Origin of the sequence: Bartonella tamiae Th239 (assembly GCF_000278275.1) — a bacterium.
GTDB classification, from domain to species: domain Bacteria; phylum Pseudomonadota; class Alphaproteobacteria; order Rhizobiales; family Rhizobiaceae; genus Bartonella; species Bartonella tamiae.
In genome coordinates this window covers 641,936-660,863 of the sequence record NZ_JH725147.1, presented here as the reverse complement: position 1 = coordinate 660,863, position 18,928 = coordinate 641,936, and the positions used below count along the sequence as shown (strand labels likewise).

Here is an 18,928-nt window from a genome sequence, read left to right as displayed (position 1 = left end):
TTGATTTAAGCATTAAAACACCCTGTTTTAACGTCTTATTTTTAAGTCATGGGCAAGACAACAAGACGCATCCTGTTATCACCCGCAAAATGCGGTTGAACCTGAAGCGGCTGGCAATCCTGCCCCATGACGGTTCCATAAAATCAACAAACTCAAATAAGCTTATTGAAAAATTTGGGCGAGAAAGTCAAAGAATTTCCCGCCCCAATGCTTTTAGCGGCGCAGGCCAAGTTTGCTAATCAATACTTTATAACGCTCTTCTTCTACACCTTTTAGGTAATCAAGTAGGCGACGACGTTGTGAAACAAGTTTCAAAAGACCGCGACGGGAATGATTATCCTTTTTATGGGTTTTGAAATGTTCTGTAAGATTAACAATACGCTCTGATAAAACAGCAACTTGTACTTCCGGTGAACCTGTGTCACCTTCTTTTGTTGCATATTCTTTTATCAATGCCTGTTTTCGTTCAGCAGTAATCGACATCGCATCTTCCTTTCTCTTGAATGAGGGAGTGATAAGACGCCCCAGCCGAGATGTCGTTCAGCAAGGGTCAATGATATAAAAGAACGGCTTTAGCCATCCCATTATCTTGCCATCTATAGCTTAATTATTCTTTTATGACTAGCCCTACAAAACATAAGACTTTTTTTCGTCAATACACCTAAAAAGGCTCAGCATGATCACATGTATAAAACTGCAAAGATCGTAATCAATTTATCATGACAAAAATAATAATTGAAACTTTTTGCAACAGTCACATTTAAATATTCCATAAAGCTCATTAACGGAAATTCTTATTCATCTATCTATATTTCATCATTGCTTTTTTAAATGATATTTTAATGCTTAAATCAAAGCACGCTTTACCCTTACTGCATAAAAGTGATAAACATAGTGAAAATAAAACTGCATTTGCATCTTATTAAGCAAAAACAAAACATAAAAGAAGTGGACTGGGAGGTCAATGCAACAAAAAAATTCGACACTTGCACCTTTTAAAAATGGGGTTTTTCGCAGTCTTTGGTCTGCCACACTCGTTTCCAATTTAGGTGGTCTTATCCAAACAGTTGGTGCGGGCTGGCTTATGACATCACTCACAACTTCTCATTCAATGGTTGGCCTCGTCCAGGGTGCAACAACACTACCCGTTGTGATATTTTCTCTTATTGCTGGCGCTCTTGCAGACAATTTTAACCGCCGCCAAATTATGCTAACAGCGCAAATGATGATGATGTTTGTCTCCATAATTTTGGCCACCCTAACGCTCATGGGATTAATAAATCCTTGGCTTCTTTTGATCTTTACTTTTTTAATTGGCTGCGGATCTGCACTTTATAATCCGCCATGGCAGGCAACTGTTGGTGACATTGTGCCACGCGATGAGATCCCAGCTGCCGTAACGCTTAACAGCGTTGGATTTAATCTTATGCGCAGTGTTGGCCCTGCTATTGGTGGTGCGATTGTTGCAGCTTTTGGAGGGGCCGCTGCATTTATTTTTAATGCTTTTAGCTATATTCCTTTAATTGGAGCTTTATTTTATTGGAAACCTGTATACGGTATTAAAAACTTACCTCGTGAGCGCCTTGTGGGCGCTATGTCAGATGGTTTGCGCTATGTATCCATGTCACCCAACCTTTTAAATATAATGTTACGAGCATTTATTTTTGGCCTTGGAGCCATTTCTATTTTAGCGCTACTTCCTGTTGTAGCAAGAGAAATGCTTCAAGGTGGCGCTCTTTTATATGGGACTTTATTGGGATGTTTTGGCATTGGAGCCATCATAGCTGGTTTAATCAATTCACGCGTTAGGCAACGTTTTCCTTCGGAACTGATTGTAAAGCTCTCTTTCATAGGTTTTGCAATATCATGCCTGATTCTTGGCTTAAGCCGTTCTCTTATCTTAACACATATAATATTATTGCCTGCAGGAATGTTTTGGGTGTTGGCTCTTTCGCTTTTTAATGTATCCGTACAATTGTCGACACCACGATGGGTCGTGGCTCGAGCTTTAGCCTTATATCAAACATCGTCTTTTGGTGGCATGGCAGTGGGCAGCTGGCTTTGGGGTGCCTTGGCTGACGGATATTCGCCAACAATTGCACTTTATGTCTGTTCTGGTTTTTTGTTTGCTGGTGCTATTATGGGATTGAAATTTAAAATTCATGAAATTCCAGCCATTAATCTTGATCCGTTAGACCAATTTCGTGAACCCGAACTCTCCCTTGATCTGCAAGCACGCAGTGGACCAATTATGATTATGATCGATTATGTCATTAAAGAAGAAGATTTAACTGAATTTCTTAAAATAATGACATTACGGCGGCGCATTCGCTTGCGCGACGGAGCAAGACGATGGACTCTTTTACGTGATTTAGAAAATCCAAATTGTTGGACCGAAACCTATCATATGCCAACATGGGTAGATTATTTACGGCATAATCATAGACGAACAGTTGCCGATGCGGAAGTATCTGAAAAATTAAATGCGTTAAATAATGCGACACAGGATATAAAAGTCCACCGTATGATAGAGCGACAAACCGTTCCGCAAAACGATGATCTTCATATGAAACACTCTGCTCATCACTTACACTAAAAACAAAAATGACGATTAAGTCAGTTAAATCATTATAATTTATTTTTCTTATGACTATAGTAAGGGCGTGATCTTATTTATTGTTTAATCATCAATAAAAGTATAAACGAAAACAACCACAACCAATGTTTTATCAAACGACACTTTATGATTTGCAAAAAAAAGCTGCACTTAATTCTATAATATTATAACCTTCAAGGCTCTAAGTCTTAGAACTCAGGCCGACTAAAGACAACACCATTATATCTTAGAAACACTATTCTAAACTGCCGTAAAAACACGTTTTGGTTTAAACTGACCTTTTTCAATAAGGCCAATTGCCAAAAGACGTCCTTTTTGTGTAACACAAACCTCATCTTCCGCAATTGGAGCATCCCGACCGCGTAAAAAAATAGGATTGCCCCTTTTAACGCGATGGGCTTGATCATCATTCAAAGCATATTGGGTTAAACATTCTAAAGCGGCGCCAGTATCAATCAAAAGTGCATCAATGAGAGAAAAATCGGGATGTTGAAAACTTTCAGCTTCATCAGGCTTAAATTTTAGAGGAGCTTTATCTTCTAAAATTTCAAGCGTAACAAAATCTTCTTCTGTAAAGGGAGCAACTTCAATACGACGCAAATAACTTATATGACCGAAACATCCTAATTGTCGTCCCATATCACGGGCGAGCGCGCGAACATATGTTCCCTTGCCACATTCAACTTCAAAAACGGCATGACCTTCATTGGTCACATCCATCAATTCTAATCGATCAATTTCAACCTTGCGGGCTGGAATTTCAATCTTTTCCCCTTCTCTTGCAAGATCATACGCACGATTGCCATCAATTTTAATTGCGGAATATTGTGGTGGTATTTGTTTAATCACACCAATGTAGTCATTCAAAATAGCCTTAATAGCGTCTTGTGTTGGTCTTTTGGTGGATGTTTTGACAGCAACACCTTCTAAATCGTCTGTATCACGTTCTTCACCCCAAGCCACATGAAATTGATAGGTTTTTGTTCCTTCCATCACATAAGGCACCGTTTTTGTCGCTTCGCCCAATGCAATAGGTAACAAACCAGAAGCAAGAGGATCTAAGGTACCTGCATGACCTGCTTTTTCAGCTTGAAATAACCATTTAATCTTAGACACGGCTTCCGTTGAGCCCATGCCTTTTGGTTTATCCAAAATGACCCAGCCAGAAATCGGCCTGCCCTTTTTTTTTCGTGGACGCGCCATTATTTACTCATCCTCATCTTCATGCTTCAAATCCCGCATCACTTCAGGCGAGCGCAGCAATGCCTCAATCTTGGAAAAATTATCAAAACTTGTATCCAAACGAAAACGAAACTCAGGCATATATTTCATTTGTCTAAGATCATGCGAAAGTTCGCCTCGTATAAAACGCGTATGACGATTAAGTGTCTCCACAATAAGTGCACCATCAACATCACCCAGAGGAGCGATATAGCTTGTTGCAATTTTTAAATCAGGCGACATACGAACTTCTGAAACGGATAAAACAATACCGTTTAATAAAGGATCAACCAACACATTGCGTTGAAGCATCGTCGCAATTGCATGACGAACCTGCTCTCCAACACGTAATTGTCTTTGTGAAGGGCCTTTATTTTTCGATGAATGTTTCATAAATTCTCAATCCTTAAAACTTAAAGATGGATACATTGATCTAACGCTTTCATGAGATAAAACGCACTTTAAACAAAACACTATCATTTTTTGAGCGTTCAGATTAGAGAAAATTGCTGTTTCATTTTACCGATATACAATGAAAACGAATGAGCGTATCTTTAAAGAAATCGCTCATCCAATCATTTATAATGAACGGCTAATATGCTCGACACGGAAGGCTTCAATTGTATCGCCTGCACGAATATCTTCATAATTTTCAAATGCCATACCGCATTCTTGGCTCACCTGCACTTCATTCACTTCATCTTTAAAGCGTTTTAAAGTTTTTAGTTTGCCTTCATGGATAACCACATTATCACGAATAAGTCGTACACCAGCACCACGTTCCATTTTTCCTTCAGTCACGCGGCAACCCGCCACTTTACCAATTTTTGTGATGTTGAAGACTTCAAGAATTTCTGCATTACCAAGAAATGTTTCACGGCGTTCTGGCGACAACATACCGGACATGGCCGCTTTCACATCATCAACCAAATCGTAAATAATATTATAATAACGAATTTCTATTCCGAGAGAATGAGCAACATCGCGAGCCTGTTTGTTTGCACGCACATTAAATCCGATAATGGCAGCATTAGAGGCTTCAGCAAGTGACACATCACTTTCTGTAATACCACCTGCACCCGCATGAACAATGCGCGCACGAACCTCATCATTACCCAGTTTTTCAAGCGCAACACTAATCGCTTCAACCGAGCCTTGAACATCACCTTTAATCACCAATGGAAATTCTTTAACACCACTTGTTTGCAACTGTGTCATCATTTGCTCAAGTGAACCACGTGATCCTGCCTGTCGTGCAACCGCTTTTTCACGAGCCACACGTTGACGATAATCGGCAATTTCACGTGCTTGCCCTTCATTGTTTACAACAGCAAATCGATCACCAGCCTGAGGTGTTCCATGCATCCCTAAAATTTCAACTGGCATAGAAGGCCCCGCTTCTTTCATCGCCTCTCCACGATCATTGATAAGAGCACGAACCCGTCCCCATTCATTACCTGCTACAATAATATCTGATGGATGCAATGTTCCTTTTTGCACCAAAACAGTCGCTACAGAACCGCGTCCACGATCAAGCTCAGCTTCAATCACCACACCTTCAGCGGTGCGATCGGGATTAGCTTTCAAATCGAGAATTTCTGCTTGTAGTAAAACTGCTTCAAGTAATTTATCCAAATTTTGACCAGTTTTTGCTGAAACTTCGACTTCCAGAACCTCCCCACCCATCGTTTCAACAAAAACGTCATGTTGTAATAGTTCTGTTCTTACTTTTTGCGAGTCCGCTGCTGGTTTATCGATCTTATTAATCGCTACAATAATGGGAACTTCAGCAGCTTTTGCATGATTGATGGATTCAATCGTTTGCGGCATAACACTGTCATCGGCGGCAACAACAAGAATAGCAATATCTGTTGCTTGCGCCCCTCGCGCGCGCATTGCGGTAAATGCTGCGTGGCCGGGCGTATCAATAAAGGTTATTTTTTGACCATTTTGTTCAACCTGATAAGCACCAATATGTTGGGTAATTCCGCCTGCTTCACCTGAAACAACATTGGCTTTACGAATTGCATCAAGAAGCGATGTCTTCCCATGGTCAACATGGCCCATAATGGTCACGACAGGTGGTCTTGATTGCAATTTTTGTTCATCATCCACAACATTGAAAAGACCTTCTTCAACATCTGATTCTGCCACACGTTTAACAGTATGACCAAATTCCTCAGCAATTAATTGCGCCATATCGGCATCAATCACATCGCCCGGCTTCATCATCTGTCCTTGTTTCATCAAATATTTGATCACCTCAACCGAACGCTCTGCCATACGTTGGGCAAGTTCTTGTATTGTAATTGTTTCAGGAAGCGTTACTTCACGGGCAATTTTTTCACGTGGCTCCTGTGTTTGAGACCGTTTGAATTTTTCCTGACGACGACGCATTGCAGCCATAGAACGACCACGAGAATTGCCATCATCATCCAATGCACTGTTCAATGTTAATTTACCACGACGACGTTCATCAGCACCTTTAGTGACTTTTGGTGTGCGCACATCAGGTTTAACTGGCGCCCCGCCACGTCTTGCACGCCGCTCTTCCTCTTCATCATCTCCACCACTGCGTTTGGTCGTTTGTGGTGCCACGCGCGCACGTGTCACTTCGCTAAAAGATTCTGGCACAGGATTTGGCATATTTTGCACTGCTACAGTCTCTACTGACTTGGCTGCAGCAGCTTTACGCGCCTCTGCTTCAGCGCTCGCTTTTTCATCTTCAAGCGCTTGTTGACGCAATATTTCTTCTCGCTCTTTTGCGCGTTCTAATTCTTCTGCAGCGCGGCGTTTAGCATCTTCTTCTGCCAGTTTACGTTCTTCTTCAGCACGCAGGCGCGCTTCTTCAAGCGCACGTGTACGCGCTTCCATTTCAGCGGTAGAAAGTCCATTTTGATCTAACTTTTTTTGCTTTGCAGGTGGCGGCGTCTCCACACGCGGTTTAGCTGGCGCCGCAACATGAGGTTTTGTAACAATTGGGGTTGCTTCTGTTTTTTCATCTGGACGCGTGATTTTACGTCTTTTTGTTTCAACAACAACCGCTTTAGTGCGACCATGGCTGAAATTTTGCTTAATCGTGCTCGTTTCTACACCCGAACGTTTCAGAGTGAGCGTTTTTTTCGCCGTTGTTTTGTCATTCTTATCTTCAGTCATTCCGTTTCCTTCACGGCATCCACCGTCATCTCTTTTGGTTCACTGTCCTCAATCCCACGATAAGCGACAAGTTTTTTCGCCATCTTAATGAACCCATTCGCAGCCTTCATATTCATTAATGCTGCATGTACCACATGATTGTCACCAAAAGCCACACCCATTTCATCCATCGTGAATAAAGATAGGGCTGTTACTGTCTTTTTATCATTTTGATAAGCAGAAAAAATAGCTTGTGCAATTTTACGTTTGCCATCTTCTGCTGCCTCAATAGCGTGCAAAATAAGTCGAACATCACCAGATCTTATGGCCTTATCAACTTTTGATGCTCCTGTTATCACTGCACCTGCCTTACGTGCCATTGCCAAATGTCCAAGTGCGGCTTTCATCAAAAGACTATCGACCAATTCAGCCAAATCTTGCGAAACTATCACTTCCTTTTTCAAACTTCGTGAAAATGCTTTTCGTTTTATAGCATCTTCAACACTTTTATATGAAGCTTGAACCCATGCACCTCGCCCAGGAAGATTGGCTTTAATATCAGGAACGATCTGACCGTCAGGATCTGCAACAAAACGGATCAACTCATCAGGTGATCCGCTTTTTTTTGTTACAATACATGTACGATCATTCATCGACTTATTTCCATCAAATTAATTGGCGCCTGTCTCTTCTTCGTTTGACGTTTCCTGATTTGAGGCTTCACTGACAAGATCTTCCTCTGTCATCCAACCCGCTTTTAAACGCGCAGCAATAACCATTGCCTCCGCATCAGCACGGCTCATTTCAAAAGGTGTAAACACACCTGCGAAATTTTGTGTCTCGCCATTTTTACGCTCACGCCAACCAGCCAAATCATCAACAGCATAACCTGCAAAATCTTCCATAGTTTTCACACCATCTTCACCTATTGCAACAAGCATGGCTGTTGTGATGCCGGGCAATTCACGCAGTTCATCTTCAACACCAAGATCTTTGCGCTTTTGATCCAGCTCTTTTTCTTGGCGGTCAATATATTCTTTAGCACGTTGTTGAATTTCCGCGGCTGTTTCTTCATCAAAGCCTTCAATTGTGGCGATTTCTTCAGATTCCACATAAGCAATTTCCTCGATAGACGTGAAACCTTCAGAAGCCAGCACTTGCCCTACCATTTCATCAACATCCAAGGCTTCCATAAACAATTGGCTACGTTCGTTAAATTCTTTTTGGCGATTTTCAGATTCTTCCTTCTCTGTTAGAATATCAATATCCCATCCTGTTAATTGAGAAGCAAGACGGACATTTTGCCCCCGACGCCCAATAGCAAGGCTCAATTGATCATCTGGGACAACAACTTCAATCCGCTCAGATTCTTCATCCAAAACAACTTTTGCCACCTCAGCAGGCTGAAGCGCATTGACGATAAAACTTGCAGCATCTGGCGACCAAGGAATAATATCGATTTTTTCACCTTGCAATTCACCAACGACAGCTTGAACACGGCTGCCGCGCATACCAACACACGCACCTACAGGATCAATAGACCCATCACGCGAAACTACAGCAATTTTTGCCCGAGAACCTGGATCACGAGCCACCGATTTAATTTCAATGATACCGTCATAAATTTCAGGCACTTCCATAGTAAAAAGTTTTGCCATAAATTGTGGATGCGTGCGCGAAAGGAAAATTTGAGGACCACGCTGTTCACGACGCACATCATAAACAAATGCGCGTATGCGATCGCCATAACGAAACGACTCTCTAGGGATCAATTCGTCGCGACGTACGATCGCTTCTCCACGACCTAAATCGACAATAACGTTACCATATTCAACACGCTTAACCGTACCGGAAATGATTTCACCAATTTTATCTTTATATTCTTCAAACTGATGATCACGCTCAGCTTCGCGCACCTTTTGTACAATCACTTGCTTGGCTGACTGTGCAGCGATACGCCCAAAATCCATTGGCGGCAAAGGATCTGATAAGAAATCTCCAATTTCAGCATCCACTTTTCTTTGACGCGCATCCGCTAAAGAAATTTGAGTCACATAATCTTCGACATTATCCACCACTTCAAGCAAACGCTGTAATTTAATTTCACCTGATTTGGAATTGATATCTGCGCTAATATTGGTTTCGAGACCATAACGTGAGCGTGCTGCCTTTTGAATAGCATCTGCCATTGCGGCAATAACGATTTCACGATCAATCGATTTTTCGCGGGCAACGGCATCTGCAATCTGCAAAAGTTCCAGCCTGTTAGCACTTACAGCCATTGATACTCTCCTTTTTATACCGCGCGCCTCGCGGCCTTTCATTTATGTTCAATCATTTCCAACAGATTTTAATTTTAGCTGTTGGATACAGTATGCAAATCCAAATCATCATCAGGGATAAGTTGCTCACGCAAAGCTTTATCTTTTCGCAGCGCATCACGGATCAAATCATCTGTCAAAATTAAATGCGCATCACGAATATCTGCAAATGGAATACGCACAAAAAGCGCTTCACCATAAGCTGCTTTATCTGCCGTCAAAGTCAATCCTTGCGCATCAACATCATTTATGACACCACGAAATTTGCGTCGTCCATCAATCAAAATTGCAGTTTCGATCTTAGCAATGTGTCCTTGCCAATTTACAAAATCAGATTGTCTTACCAAAGGGCGATCAATTCCTGGCGAAGAAATTTCCAAATGATATTTTTTATCAATAACATCTTCTACATCAAGAATAGGAGAGACCGTTTTACTCACCGTTTCACAATCTTCAATTGTCATTGTGCCGTCACTGCGTTCTGCCATAATTTGTAGTGTTAAACCATTAAGACCTGATAAACGCACGCGAACGAGACGAAAACCAAGTGGGCGCAATACTGGCGCAATGAGATTGGCAATATGCGCATCAACACCTGTTTCTTCAAACAAACGTGCTTCATCAATGTCAACCAGACGGTTATCCATAATTATCGCCTTTTTATCAAAAGTGTCCTTATCCATATTCTAGAAACAAAAAAGAGCGGGTCCAAATGGCCCACCCTTCATCATAAGATCAAGAATTTATAATTTGTATACGCCTTTCTCATTCTTTTTTCAAGCACTTCCTTTGATGATCTTCAAGCTCTCTCAATAAATAAAAATTATGAACGTAAAAACGTTAAATAGCTTGGACAGCGCCCTTCACGAAAGGCTTTTGCCTCATAACGCGTACTTGGCCAATCCTCAAATGCTGTTTGCCAATCTTTTGAACTTTCAGCTTGCCATGAAAAATTTTCATTCTGTTCACAATGTATAAGTGTCCAATTAACATAACTCTCAATATCGCTAGCAAATCGAAATTGACTTCCATGTTTTAAAACGCGTGCAAAACGGTCCAGATTTTTTTGGCTCACAAATCGACGCTTCCAATGTTTTGTCTTCGGCCAAGGATCTGGATAAAACAAATCAATACCATCAAGTGAGGAAGGCGCCAACCAATCAAGCACATGCGTTGCATCGTCATCATAAAGCCGAATACGATTTTGCAAAACATCTTGCTCTTCAAGGCCTGCAAGCATTTTTGCCATACCATTCACAAAAGGTTCAACACCAATGAAACCCGTATTTGGGCATCGTGCCATTTCATGCAAAAGATGCTCCCCCCCACCAAAACCAATTTCTAAACGAACGGATTGGACAGATCCAACAAATAAATGCGTCAGATCCATCGGTGCAGCCTGCTGAAGATCAAGCTTAAGCGCTGGCATGAACTTTATCGCGCGCGCCTTTTGTCCGTCTCGCAAAGCCTTACCATGACGTCGCCCATAAAAGGCTTCGCTTGTCCGTTGTCTACGATCATCCATTATCGGTCCATCACTTTTATTATGCTTTAATAGCAGCCTTAAGATCTTTTACAAGATCTGTACGCTCCCACGAAAAAGCACCGTTTCGGCTCGGTTTACGACCAAAATGTCCATAAGCCGATGTTTTAGCATAAATCGCTTTATTCAATTCAAGATGTTTACGAATACCCGTTGGAGACAAATCCATCACTTTACGAATAGCCTTTTCAATCACGGCTTCATCGACCTTACCAGTTCCATGTAAATCAACATATATTGACAAAGGTTGCGCCACACCAATAGCATAAGAAATTTGAATTGTGCAGCGATCAGCAAGATTTGCCGCCACAACATTTTTCGCAAGATAACGCGCCGCATAAGCTGCAGAGCGATCAACCTTTGTAGTATCTTTACCAGAAAAAGCACCACCGCCATGAGGTGCTGCTCCGCCATATGTATCAACGATAATTTTTCTTCCCGTCAGACCAGCATCACCATCAGGCCCACCAATAACAAATTTACCAGTTGGATTAATATACCACTGACAATTATCTGAAATTGCAATATCGCTTAACGCTTTACGGATATATGGTTCAACAACCGCACGCACTTTCTTCGAATCCCAATTTGCTTCCATATGCTGGGTTGATAAAACAATCGATGTAACTTCAACGGGTTTGCCATTTTCATAGCGCACTGTCACTTGACTTTTAGCGTCTGGGCCAAGTTTACCCGCTTCACCTTCGCCCATGTGACGCGCGATCGCTAAAAATTCTAAAATTTTATGTGCATAGTAAATCGGCGCAGGCATAAGATCAGGCGTATCACGGCAAGCAAAACCAAACATAATGCCTTGATCACCAGCACCCTCTTCACCTTGTCTATCTGCCGCATTATCAACCCCTTGAGCGATATCTGCTGATTGGGAATGCAAAAGAACATCAATCTTAGCTGTTTTCCAGTGAAACCCATCTTGCTCATACCCAATTGCACGAATAGCGCGACGTGCTGCAGAACGAAAACGAGCGGGATTGATCATAGGATGACCGGCTTTATCATGAACGAGGTGACCGTTTTTATCTTTTTTAAGCAAAGTTTCAGGAACACGTACCTCACCAGCAATTACAACACGATTGGTGGTTGCCAATGTTTCGCACGCTATACGAACAGACCAAGGATCAACCCCAGTCTTGCGAGCTTCATTATAGATCATATCAACGATTTCATCTGAAATACGATCACAGACTTTGTCGGGATGACCTTCAGATACAGATTCACTGGTAAAAAGATAATTTTTATGCGACACGGGGAACCCCTCTTGAAAGAATAAGTTTCTATCCTTTTCAGTTTTGCGAAAAAGACCATAACCTTATCTATTTGCCAAGCTTGTCGGCTCACGTCAATGTTGTTTTAACCTATCTTAAGAAATAAGCGCAATAACACATCTTATAACATTTCAATAAACAGTCATCGCATCATTAAAACCGTCAACATTTCGTATTTAAATCAATCCTTTTCAAAAGGCTCATCTTCAGATAAAGCTTTTGCTAGATCAATGATTTTACGGCGTATTTTCGGATCTTTAATATTTGTGAACGCACGCATAAGCTGAATACCCTCATGGCTTGAGCAAAAATCAACATATTGATGTTCATTTTCAACAAAGCCTTCAGTTGGACGACCTTCTGTCATCTGCTCAAAAAAATAAGAAACAGGAACATCCATAATTTCTGAAATAGCTTGTAGCCGGCTCGCACCAACGCGATTCGTGCCTTTTTCATATTTTTGAATTTGCTGAAAGGTGATACCCAATTTTTCACCCAACTTTTCCTGGCTTAGACCAAGCATGTTTCTACGTAACCTAATACGGCTACCAACATAAATATCCGTAGGATCAGGTTTTTTTTTCGGTGCAGTCATATATCAACTCTTCACTTCGCCACTAGCCTTAAGCAAACAATACATGATTGTGCAAGCCATGATATAATTATAGGTTGTGGCCATAGTCCCCCGTAGAACATTGCCATTGCCTATAACACAGCATCACCGTATATTTGTCAAATGATTGCCGGTTTTTGTGCGTCTTAGCAGCAGATTTGATACTAGCAAAAGAAAGATAATTACAAAAGCGTGGTAAGATTGAGGCCCATTGTTCCAATATGGAACAATGGAATCAGGAATCGGAGAATCAACAAAATCTACTTCATTTTGTTTTAAATACTGAACAATACGACCATAAGGATCAACAACTGCTGATATACCATTATTGGCGGCTCTTATCAAAGGAAGACCAAGTTCTACCGCACGCAATCGAGCTTGATCTAAATGTTGATAAGGACCAGGTGTCATGCCAAACCAAGCATCATTGGTAACATTTAAAATCGCTTGAGGTTTATTGCCATGATAATCCATACCATCGGGAAAAATTATTTCATAACAAATCATTGGAAGATACGTAAAATCGTTAGGCATTGTCACACTGCGTCTTTGGTCTGCTGGACTATATCCCCCCACATCATCGGCAATCGCTTTTAAACCTATTGCGTCAAATAACTTTTGATAAGGCAAATATTCTCCAAAAGGAACAAGATGCACTTTATCTGAAGAAGCCAGTATTTGTCCGTGATGATTCACCACTTCTATCGTATTATAATAATGCTTATTCGTTTGATTAACGCGACCATCTGTGCGTACCGAACCAACTATCGCCCATTGATTGTTGGTAAGCATATCAGCAATACGCATTTTTGCTGCAGGAACATAATCAAGAATATAAGGCACAGATGTTTCAGGCCAAACAATGAAATCTGGTTTTTTTGAGCCTTTTTTTATAGGCGCCTCACTCAAATCAAGATGCATTTCAAATGTTTTTTGGCGGTCTTCAACATCCATTTTATTGGTTTGCTGTATTGAAGGCTGGACGATCCGCACCCATCTTTCAGCAGTTTTATAATTTTCAACATTTGGCAGATTGTGCATTCTATATACACCAAATCCAATATGCGCGCCGATTAACACCATCAAAAGACTTAAACTAAAGAGTTTTTTTTCATCCGTGAAAAGCACCGTTGCAAGACTATAACACAAAACCGCAAGAGCATTGATACCATAAAGTCCCAAAATTGCTGCTGATTGCATTAAAAGCGGCGTTGGCATTAAAGTATAACCAATCGAAGCCCAAGGAAAACCTGTTAAAAGTGTTCCCCTGAACCATTCGCCTGCCCCAAATGCAAATCCAAGAGCAAGAAAACGCGCTGCATTTGGATACCAAAACATCATAGCAAGACAACCTGCCAATGCCCAATATAAGGCCAGATAGGCTGGCAAACCCAATACAGCAAAAGGGATCGCCCATGCAAAAGCAATCGGATCAATAAGCATAGCATGGCTCAGCCACCAAAGCGCAAAAACAAAATAACCAAAGCCAAATGACCAACATGTCATACTCGCAATGAAAATGCGCCTTTTCAAATTTGAAATTTCTGCAACACCATCAAGAACAATGATAAGGATAGGAAATGTCAAAAACCCGACTATAATAAAATGAAAAGGTGAGAGTGCAAAAGATGTGGCTGCTCCACAAAAAATCATCATAAACTGGCGTTTCCAGCCGCGCACCTCATGCAAAAACATGATGAGTTTATGAAGGTGAATATTCTGTTTCACGATTTAATCACCTTTATGATACTTTTATTAAAATTTATGCGTTTACATAGTGCATGCCATAACGAAAAAGATCATTAAAGTATATCTTTTTAAAAAGACATTTTTAAAATGCTTAACACGTTTTAAAATATTACCAAAAGAAGCAATAATATATACACCGCGATGAAATTGCTATTTTACAATTGATAAATATTTATAAGCGATCGCTATAAATTGACTGTCATTGGACATTGGTCACACTGTCATTATAGTCAGTTTCCAATACGACCTATTGTCATCATATTAATCTTCAAGTGAAGAAAGCTGATGATCGTTTACCTTTTTCTCATTTTGGACAATACGCTGAATGCAAATTCTTTTTATGCGCCTTTTATCTGCTTCAACAATTTGGAAGTTAAATCCCGGAACCGCTTCAATCAATTCCCCTTTTGCTGGAATGCGATCCATGGCAGAAACCGTTAATCCACCAATTGTATCCACATCTTCGCCCAACTCACCAATAACAAAATCAGGACCCAAAGCTTTTTCTACATCTTCAAGTTCTGCACTTGCATCAACCAACCATTTATTGTCTGGCTCTTTGATAATAAGAACATCTTCATCATCATGTTCATCTTCTATATCACCAACCACAAGCTCGACAATATCTTCCATAGACGCAAGCCCATCTGTGCCACCATATTCATCGATAATTAACGCCATTTGCGTACGGGTGGCTTGCATACGGTTTAAAAGTTGACCAGCCATCATGGAACCGGGAACAAATAAAACGGTCCGTATCAAATCAAGTTCGCCTATCGGACGACCAAAATCAATATGTTGTAAATCAAGTTTTCCATTTTGTTTCGTAGGACGTGCAGATCGTGTGATAAAATTCAACACATCGCGAATATGAATCATTCCGCGAGGGTCATCCATAGTGTCAACATAAACAGGCATACGCGAATGACCATTTTTTTCAAATAAATCCAGCGCGTTAGCCAAACTTGTATTGATTTCTAAAGCTTCGATTTCTGAACGCGGTATCATCACATCTTCCACGCGCGTTTCACGAAGCCTCAAAATATTATTCAACATTAAACGTTCTTCAGGTGAAAATAGTGTATTATCCTCACTTTGTTCAACCGATAAAGCATCTGTTAGATCATCTCGTAAGGAAGACGTTTGACGCGCACGCAAAAAAGGAAAAATTTTCACAAAAAAAGACGGTTTTTCAACGCTCTGCGTGCGCGATGGACTGTGCCCATCACTATCTGATGATGTTTCTTTATGTTTTGATTTATGGTTTTTTTCTGTCATTGTTTCAAATCTTATATTTTCTTTTAATTTCAATAAAAATTCTATTTCTCATCATCAGTTCTAATATAAAATTTAAATCATCATGTTTATAATAATACAGCATAGGGATCATCAATAGCAAGTCTATACAATATTTCCCTTTCAAGCTTTTCCATTTCTTCAGCTTCTGCATCCGTTTCATGATCATAACCCAAAAGATGTAATAATCCATGAACGATCATATGGGTTAAGTGATGCTCAAAAGTTTTCTTTTCTTCAGCCGCTTCATTTAATATTGTTTCACGTGCAAGGATAATATCACCCAACATAATACTTGGAGTTTGCCCCACTTCTAATGGAAAAGCCGGAAAGGATAAAACATTTGTTGCCTGATCCTTCTGGCGCCACTGGGCATTAATTTTACGAATTTCTTCATCATTGCTTAAAACAATGCTGAGTTCACTTTCAATATGGCTAAAGTTAAGAGTCTCTAATGCTATAGTAACAGCTTTTTGCACAATACTATCAATATTTTTTTGTTTGTGCCAGCTATCATCTACAACCATAATATCATAGGTTATGGTCATGCTCTCATATCACGTTCATGCGTCACGTCTGACTTATTTTTGTATTTTTCTTTTGTCGCGCGATCATAAGCTTTTACAATTGCCGCAACCAGTGGATGGCGAACTACATCTTGATCACTGAAACGAACTGTTACGATCTCTTCAACAGTGTTTAAAATTTGCAAGGCTTCAACCAATCCAGATTTTTGTCCTTGTGGAAGATCGACTTGACTGGGATCCCCCGTCACGATCATACGCGCACCTTCACCCAATCGGGTTAAAAACATTTTCATTTGCATGGACGTTGTGTTTTGGGCTTCATCCAAAATAACCACACAATGAGCCAAAGTACGTCCCCGCATAAAAGCCAAAGGCGCGATTTCTATCACACCTGCTGCCAAAGCACGTTCTACTTTTTCAGCTGGAATCATATCATAAAGAGCATCATAAAGCGGACGCAAATATGGGTCGACCTTTTCCTTCATATCTCCGGGTAAAAAACCCAATCTTTCGCCTGCCTCAACTGCTGGACGCGATAAAATAATACGTTCAACCACACCGCGCTCAAGCAACATGGCGGCATGGGCAACAGCAAGATAAGTTTTTCCTGTTCCCGCAGGTCCAACACCAAAAACCAACTCAGAACGCTCCATAGCACGCATATAAGCATCTTGTGTTTGTGTCCGAGCAAAAAGCGTCTTTTTTCTTGTTGAAATACGCGCAGAACTCAATTTTGCAGCACTTTGTTCTAAATTCGGTAATTCCATTTGATTAACGGCACTATCGGCCATTGCAATAACACCATCAACATCAGATAAACTAAGATCATGACCTGTCTTTACAAGCGCATAAAGCTGATCAAATATATATCGCGCAACCTGCGTCTGGGTATTGGAACCACGAATAGACACTTCATTTCCTTGAACACGAATATCAAGCCCAAGTTTTTGTTCTATCCTTGCAACATTTTGATCAAATTGACCAAACATCAATGTTGCATGATGATTATCTTCAAAAGACAACACAATATGGGTCATATCCGACGCACCTGATATTGGGTATTTATTGTCGCGTTTATTTAGGTTGCTTTGTTTTTTATTGGTTGAAGTATTCAACCCTCTCTCCTACACAATCATATAGCCTTTATAATATAGTGCAGTTTTTTAAAAGTAAAACGCTTTTAAGAAAATATACAGAACCATAGCATGACAAGAGCTTCACGATACCAAAACTTCGCCATATAAACTGTTAGAGCGTGCATCCTTTATATCAACCATGACAAGATCACCGATTTTTGCATTGGTCATGACAGCAACAGGTAATAACCATGGCGAGCGCCCAACCATCTGCCCATCGTGACGGCCATTTTTTTCAATCAATACTTGTGTTGATTGACCAACTTTTGATCTTAAAAAACGATGTTGTTGGTCAAGAAGCAAAGCTTGTACACGCTGTAAACGCTCATCTTTTATCTTTTCATCAACATGGTCATTCATGGACGCACCAGGGGTGCCTGGTCGCGGCGAATATTTAAAAGAATAGGCGGTACTATAGCCCACATATTCAATTAATTTTATTGTATCTTCAAAATCCTTATCGCTTTCACCGGGAAAACCAATAATAAAGTCACCTGAAAAAGCAATATCTGGACGCGCTTGACGAATTTTATCAATCAACCTCATATAATCAACCGCTTTATGTTGACGATTCATTGCTTTTAAAATTCGGTCGGAACCAGATTGCACGGGCAAATGCAAATAGGGCATGAGCATATCCAGATCACGATGCGCAGCGATAAGGCTATCATCCATATCTCGTGGGTGACTTGTTGTATAACGCAAACGCTCCAAACCTGGTATTTTGGCCAAATGATAAAGCAAATCTCCTAAGCGCCATTTTTTTTCATCTGTAGCATCAAAATGCCATCCATTCACATTTTGACCAAGCAGTGTAATCTCTTTAACACCAGCATCGACAAGTTGACGCGCTTCGTCGCTAATCTGCGCAACAGAACGCGAAACTTCTGCGCCTCGTGTATAAGGCACAACACAAAAGGTACAAAATTTATCACACCCTTCTTGAACCGTTAAGAAAGCACTCACTCCTCTTTGACGCACCGCTTGGGTATTATGGGCGGGTAAATGCGCAAATTTATCTTCAACAGCATAAGCCGTTTCAACAATTTTCTGACCTTTTTGAACTTTATTCAAAATTTCTGGTAATCGGTGATAGGTTTGAGGACCGACAACAAGATCCACCGTTGGCGCACGCCGTAAAATTTCTTCACCTTCTGCTTGAGCGACACATCCCGTAACACCAATAGTAACAGGTCGCAAAGGATCGCGTTTTTGACGCAGCTTACGCAAACGCCCCAAATCAGAATACAGTTTTTCGGCCGCCTTCTCACGAATATGGCATGTATTAACCAAGATCAAATCCGCATCATCGGGACTTTCCGTTGTTACATAACCTACTGCATCGAGGCTATCACTCATGCGCTGGCTATCATAGACATTCATCTGACAGCCATAAGTTTTAATAAAAACTTTACGACTATTTTCCATAGTATTTTTTTGGTTACCTTCGCTCATAGAGCGCTTCTAGCGTGTTTTACAAAAAA

At 40.7% G+C, this 18,928-nt stretch carries 16 protein-coding genes; 1 reads left to right on the top strand and 15 read right to left on the bottom strand.

Annotated features, from left to right (window positions below):
- Window positions 1–213: 213 nt before the first annotated feature.
- The gene (gene rpsO / locus ME5_RS03020) at window positions 214–483 is read right to left on the bottom strand and encodes a 30S ribosomal protein S15 (RefSeq protein WP_008038285.1); all 270 of its coding nucleotides are present in this window, start codon (window positions 481–483) and stop codon (window positions 214–216) included.
- Window positions 484–964: 481 nt separating this feature from the next.
- Between rpsO and ME5_RS03015 the strand changes: the two genes are divergently transcribed.
- Window positions 965–2,596, top strand: coding sequence for an MFS transporter (locus ME5_RS03015; RefSeq protein WP_008038284.1), 1,632 nt, complete (start codon window positions 965–967; stop codon window positions 2,594–2,596).
- A 261-nt stretch (window positions 2,597–2,857) separates the two neighbouring features.
- On the opposite strand, the gene truB is transcribed toward ME5_RS03015, so the two are convergent.
- From truB to miaB, 14 genes are all read right to left on the bottom strand, one after another.
- Window positions 2,858–3,820 (bottom strand): tRNA pseudouridine(55) synthase TruB, encoded by a 963-nt coding sequence (gene truB / locus ME5_RS03010; RefSeq protein WP_008038282.1) that lies wholly within the window; start codon window positions 3,818–3,820, stop codon window positions 2,858–2,860.
- Window positions 3,821–3,823: 3 nt separating this feature from the next.
- Complete coding sequence (gene rbfA, locus ME5_RS03005; protein ID WP_008038280.1) at window positions 3,824–4,231, bottom strand: 30S ribosome-binding factor RbfA; 408 nt, start codon at window positions 4,229–4,231, stop codon at window positions 3,824–3,826.
- Window positions 4,232–4,417: 186 nt separating this feature from the next.
- The gene (infB, locus tag ME5_RS03000; RefSeq protein WP_008038278.1) at window positions 4,418–6,994 is read right to left on the bottom strand and encodes a translation initiation factor IF-2; all 2,577 of its coding nucleotides are present in this window, start codon (window positions 6,992–6,994) and stop codon (window positions 4,418–4,420) included.
- Window positions 6,991–7,626, bottom strand: a complete 636-nt coding sequence (locus tag ME5_RS02995; protein ID WP_008038276.1) for an RNA-binding protein — start codon at window positions 7,624–7,626, stop codon at window positions 6,991–6,993. The genes infB and ME5_RS02995 overlap by 4 nt, the downstream gene beginning before the upstream one ends.
- Before the next feature lie 18 nt (window positions 7,627–7,644).
- Entirely contained in the window at window positions 7,645–9,255 is a 1,611-nt protein-coding gene (gene nusA / locus ME5_RS02990) for a transcription termination factor NusA (protein WP_008038275.1), read from the bottom strand.
- A gap of 74 nt (window positions 9,256–9,329) precedes the next feature.
- Complete coding sequence (rimP, locus tag ME5_RS02985) at window positions 9,330–9,977, bottom strand: ribosome maturation factor RimP (protein WP_425338822.1); 648 nt, start codon at window positions 9,975–9,977, stop codon at window positions 9,330–9,332.
- A 140-nt stretch (window positions 9,978–10,117) separates the two neighbouring features.
- Window positions 10,118–10,819 carry a tRNA (guanine(46)-N(7))-methyltransferase TrmB gene (gene trmB, locus ME5_RS02980; protein ID WP_008038272.1) on the bottom strand — a complete coding sequence of 234 codons (702 nt, stop codon included), beginning with the start codon at window positions 10,817–10,819 and terminating at the stop codon, window positions 10,118–10,120.
- Between the two features lie 19 nt (window positions 10,820–10,838).
- Window positions 10,839–12,104 (bottom strand): methionine adenosyltransferase, encoded by a 1,266-nt coding sequence (gene metK / locus ME5_RS02975; protein ID WP_008038271.1) that lies wholly within the window; start codon window positions 12,102–12,104, stop codon window positions 10,839–10,841.
- Window positions 12,105–12,304: 200 nt separating this feature from the next.
- Window positions 12,305–12,718 carry a helix-turn-helix domain-containing protein gene (locus ME5_RS02970; protein ID WP_008038269.1) on the bottom strand — a complete coding sequence of 138 codons (414 nt, stop codon included), beginning with the start codon at window positions 12,716–12,718 and terminating at the stop codon, window positions 12,305–12,307.
- 123 nt (window positions 12,719–12,841) lie between these two features.
- Window positions 12,842–14,464: an apolipoprotein N-acyltransferase gene (gene lnt / locus ME5_RS02965; RefSeq protein ID WP_008038266.1), complete on the bottom strand. Its 1,623-nt coding sequence runs from the start codon at window positions 14,462–14,464 to the stop codon at window positions 12,842–12,844.
- A gap of 282 nt (window positions 14,465–14,746) precedes the next feature.
- Window positions 14,747–15,763 carry a hemolysin family protein gene (locus tag ME5_RS02960; protein WP_008038264.1) on the bottom strand — a complete coding sequence of 339 codons (1,017 nt, stop codon included), beginning with the start codon at window positions 15,761–15,763 and terminating at the stop codon, window positions 14,747–14,749.
- 86 nt (window positions 15,764–15,849) lie between these two features.
- A complete protein-coding gene (ybeY, locus tag ME5_RS02955) occupies window positions 15,850–16,329 on the bottom strand; it encodes an rRNA maturation RNase YbeY (protein ID WP_008038262.1) in 480 nt (159 codons plus the stop codon).
- On the bottom strand, window positions 16,326–17,423 hold the full coding sequence (locus tag ME5_RS02950; protein WP_425338823.1) for a PhoH family protein: 1,098 nt from the start codon (window positions 17,421–17,423) through the stop codon (window positions 16,326–16,328). The genes ybeY and ME5_RS02950 overlap by 4 nt, the downstream gene beginning before the upstream one ends.
- Before the next feature lie 102 nt (window positions 17,424–17,525).
- Window positions 17,526–18,899, bottom strand: coding sequence for a tRNA (N6-isopentenyl adenosine(37)-C2)-methylthiotransferase MiaB (miaB, locus tag ME5_RS02945; RefSeq protein ID WP_008038258.1), 1,374 nt, complete (start codon window positions 18,897–18,899; stop codon window positions 17,526–17,528).
- Window positions 18,900–18,928: the final 29 nt, after the last annotated feature.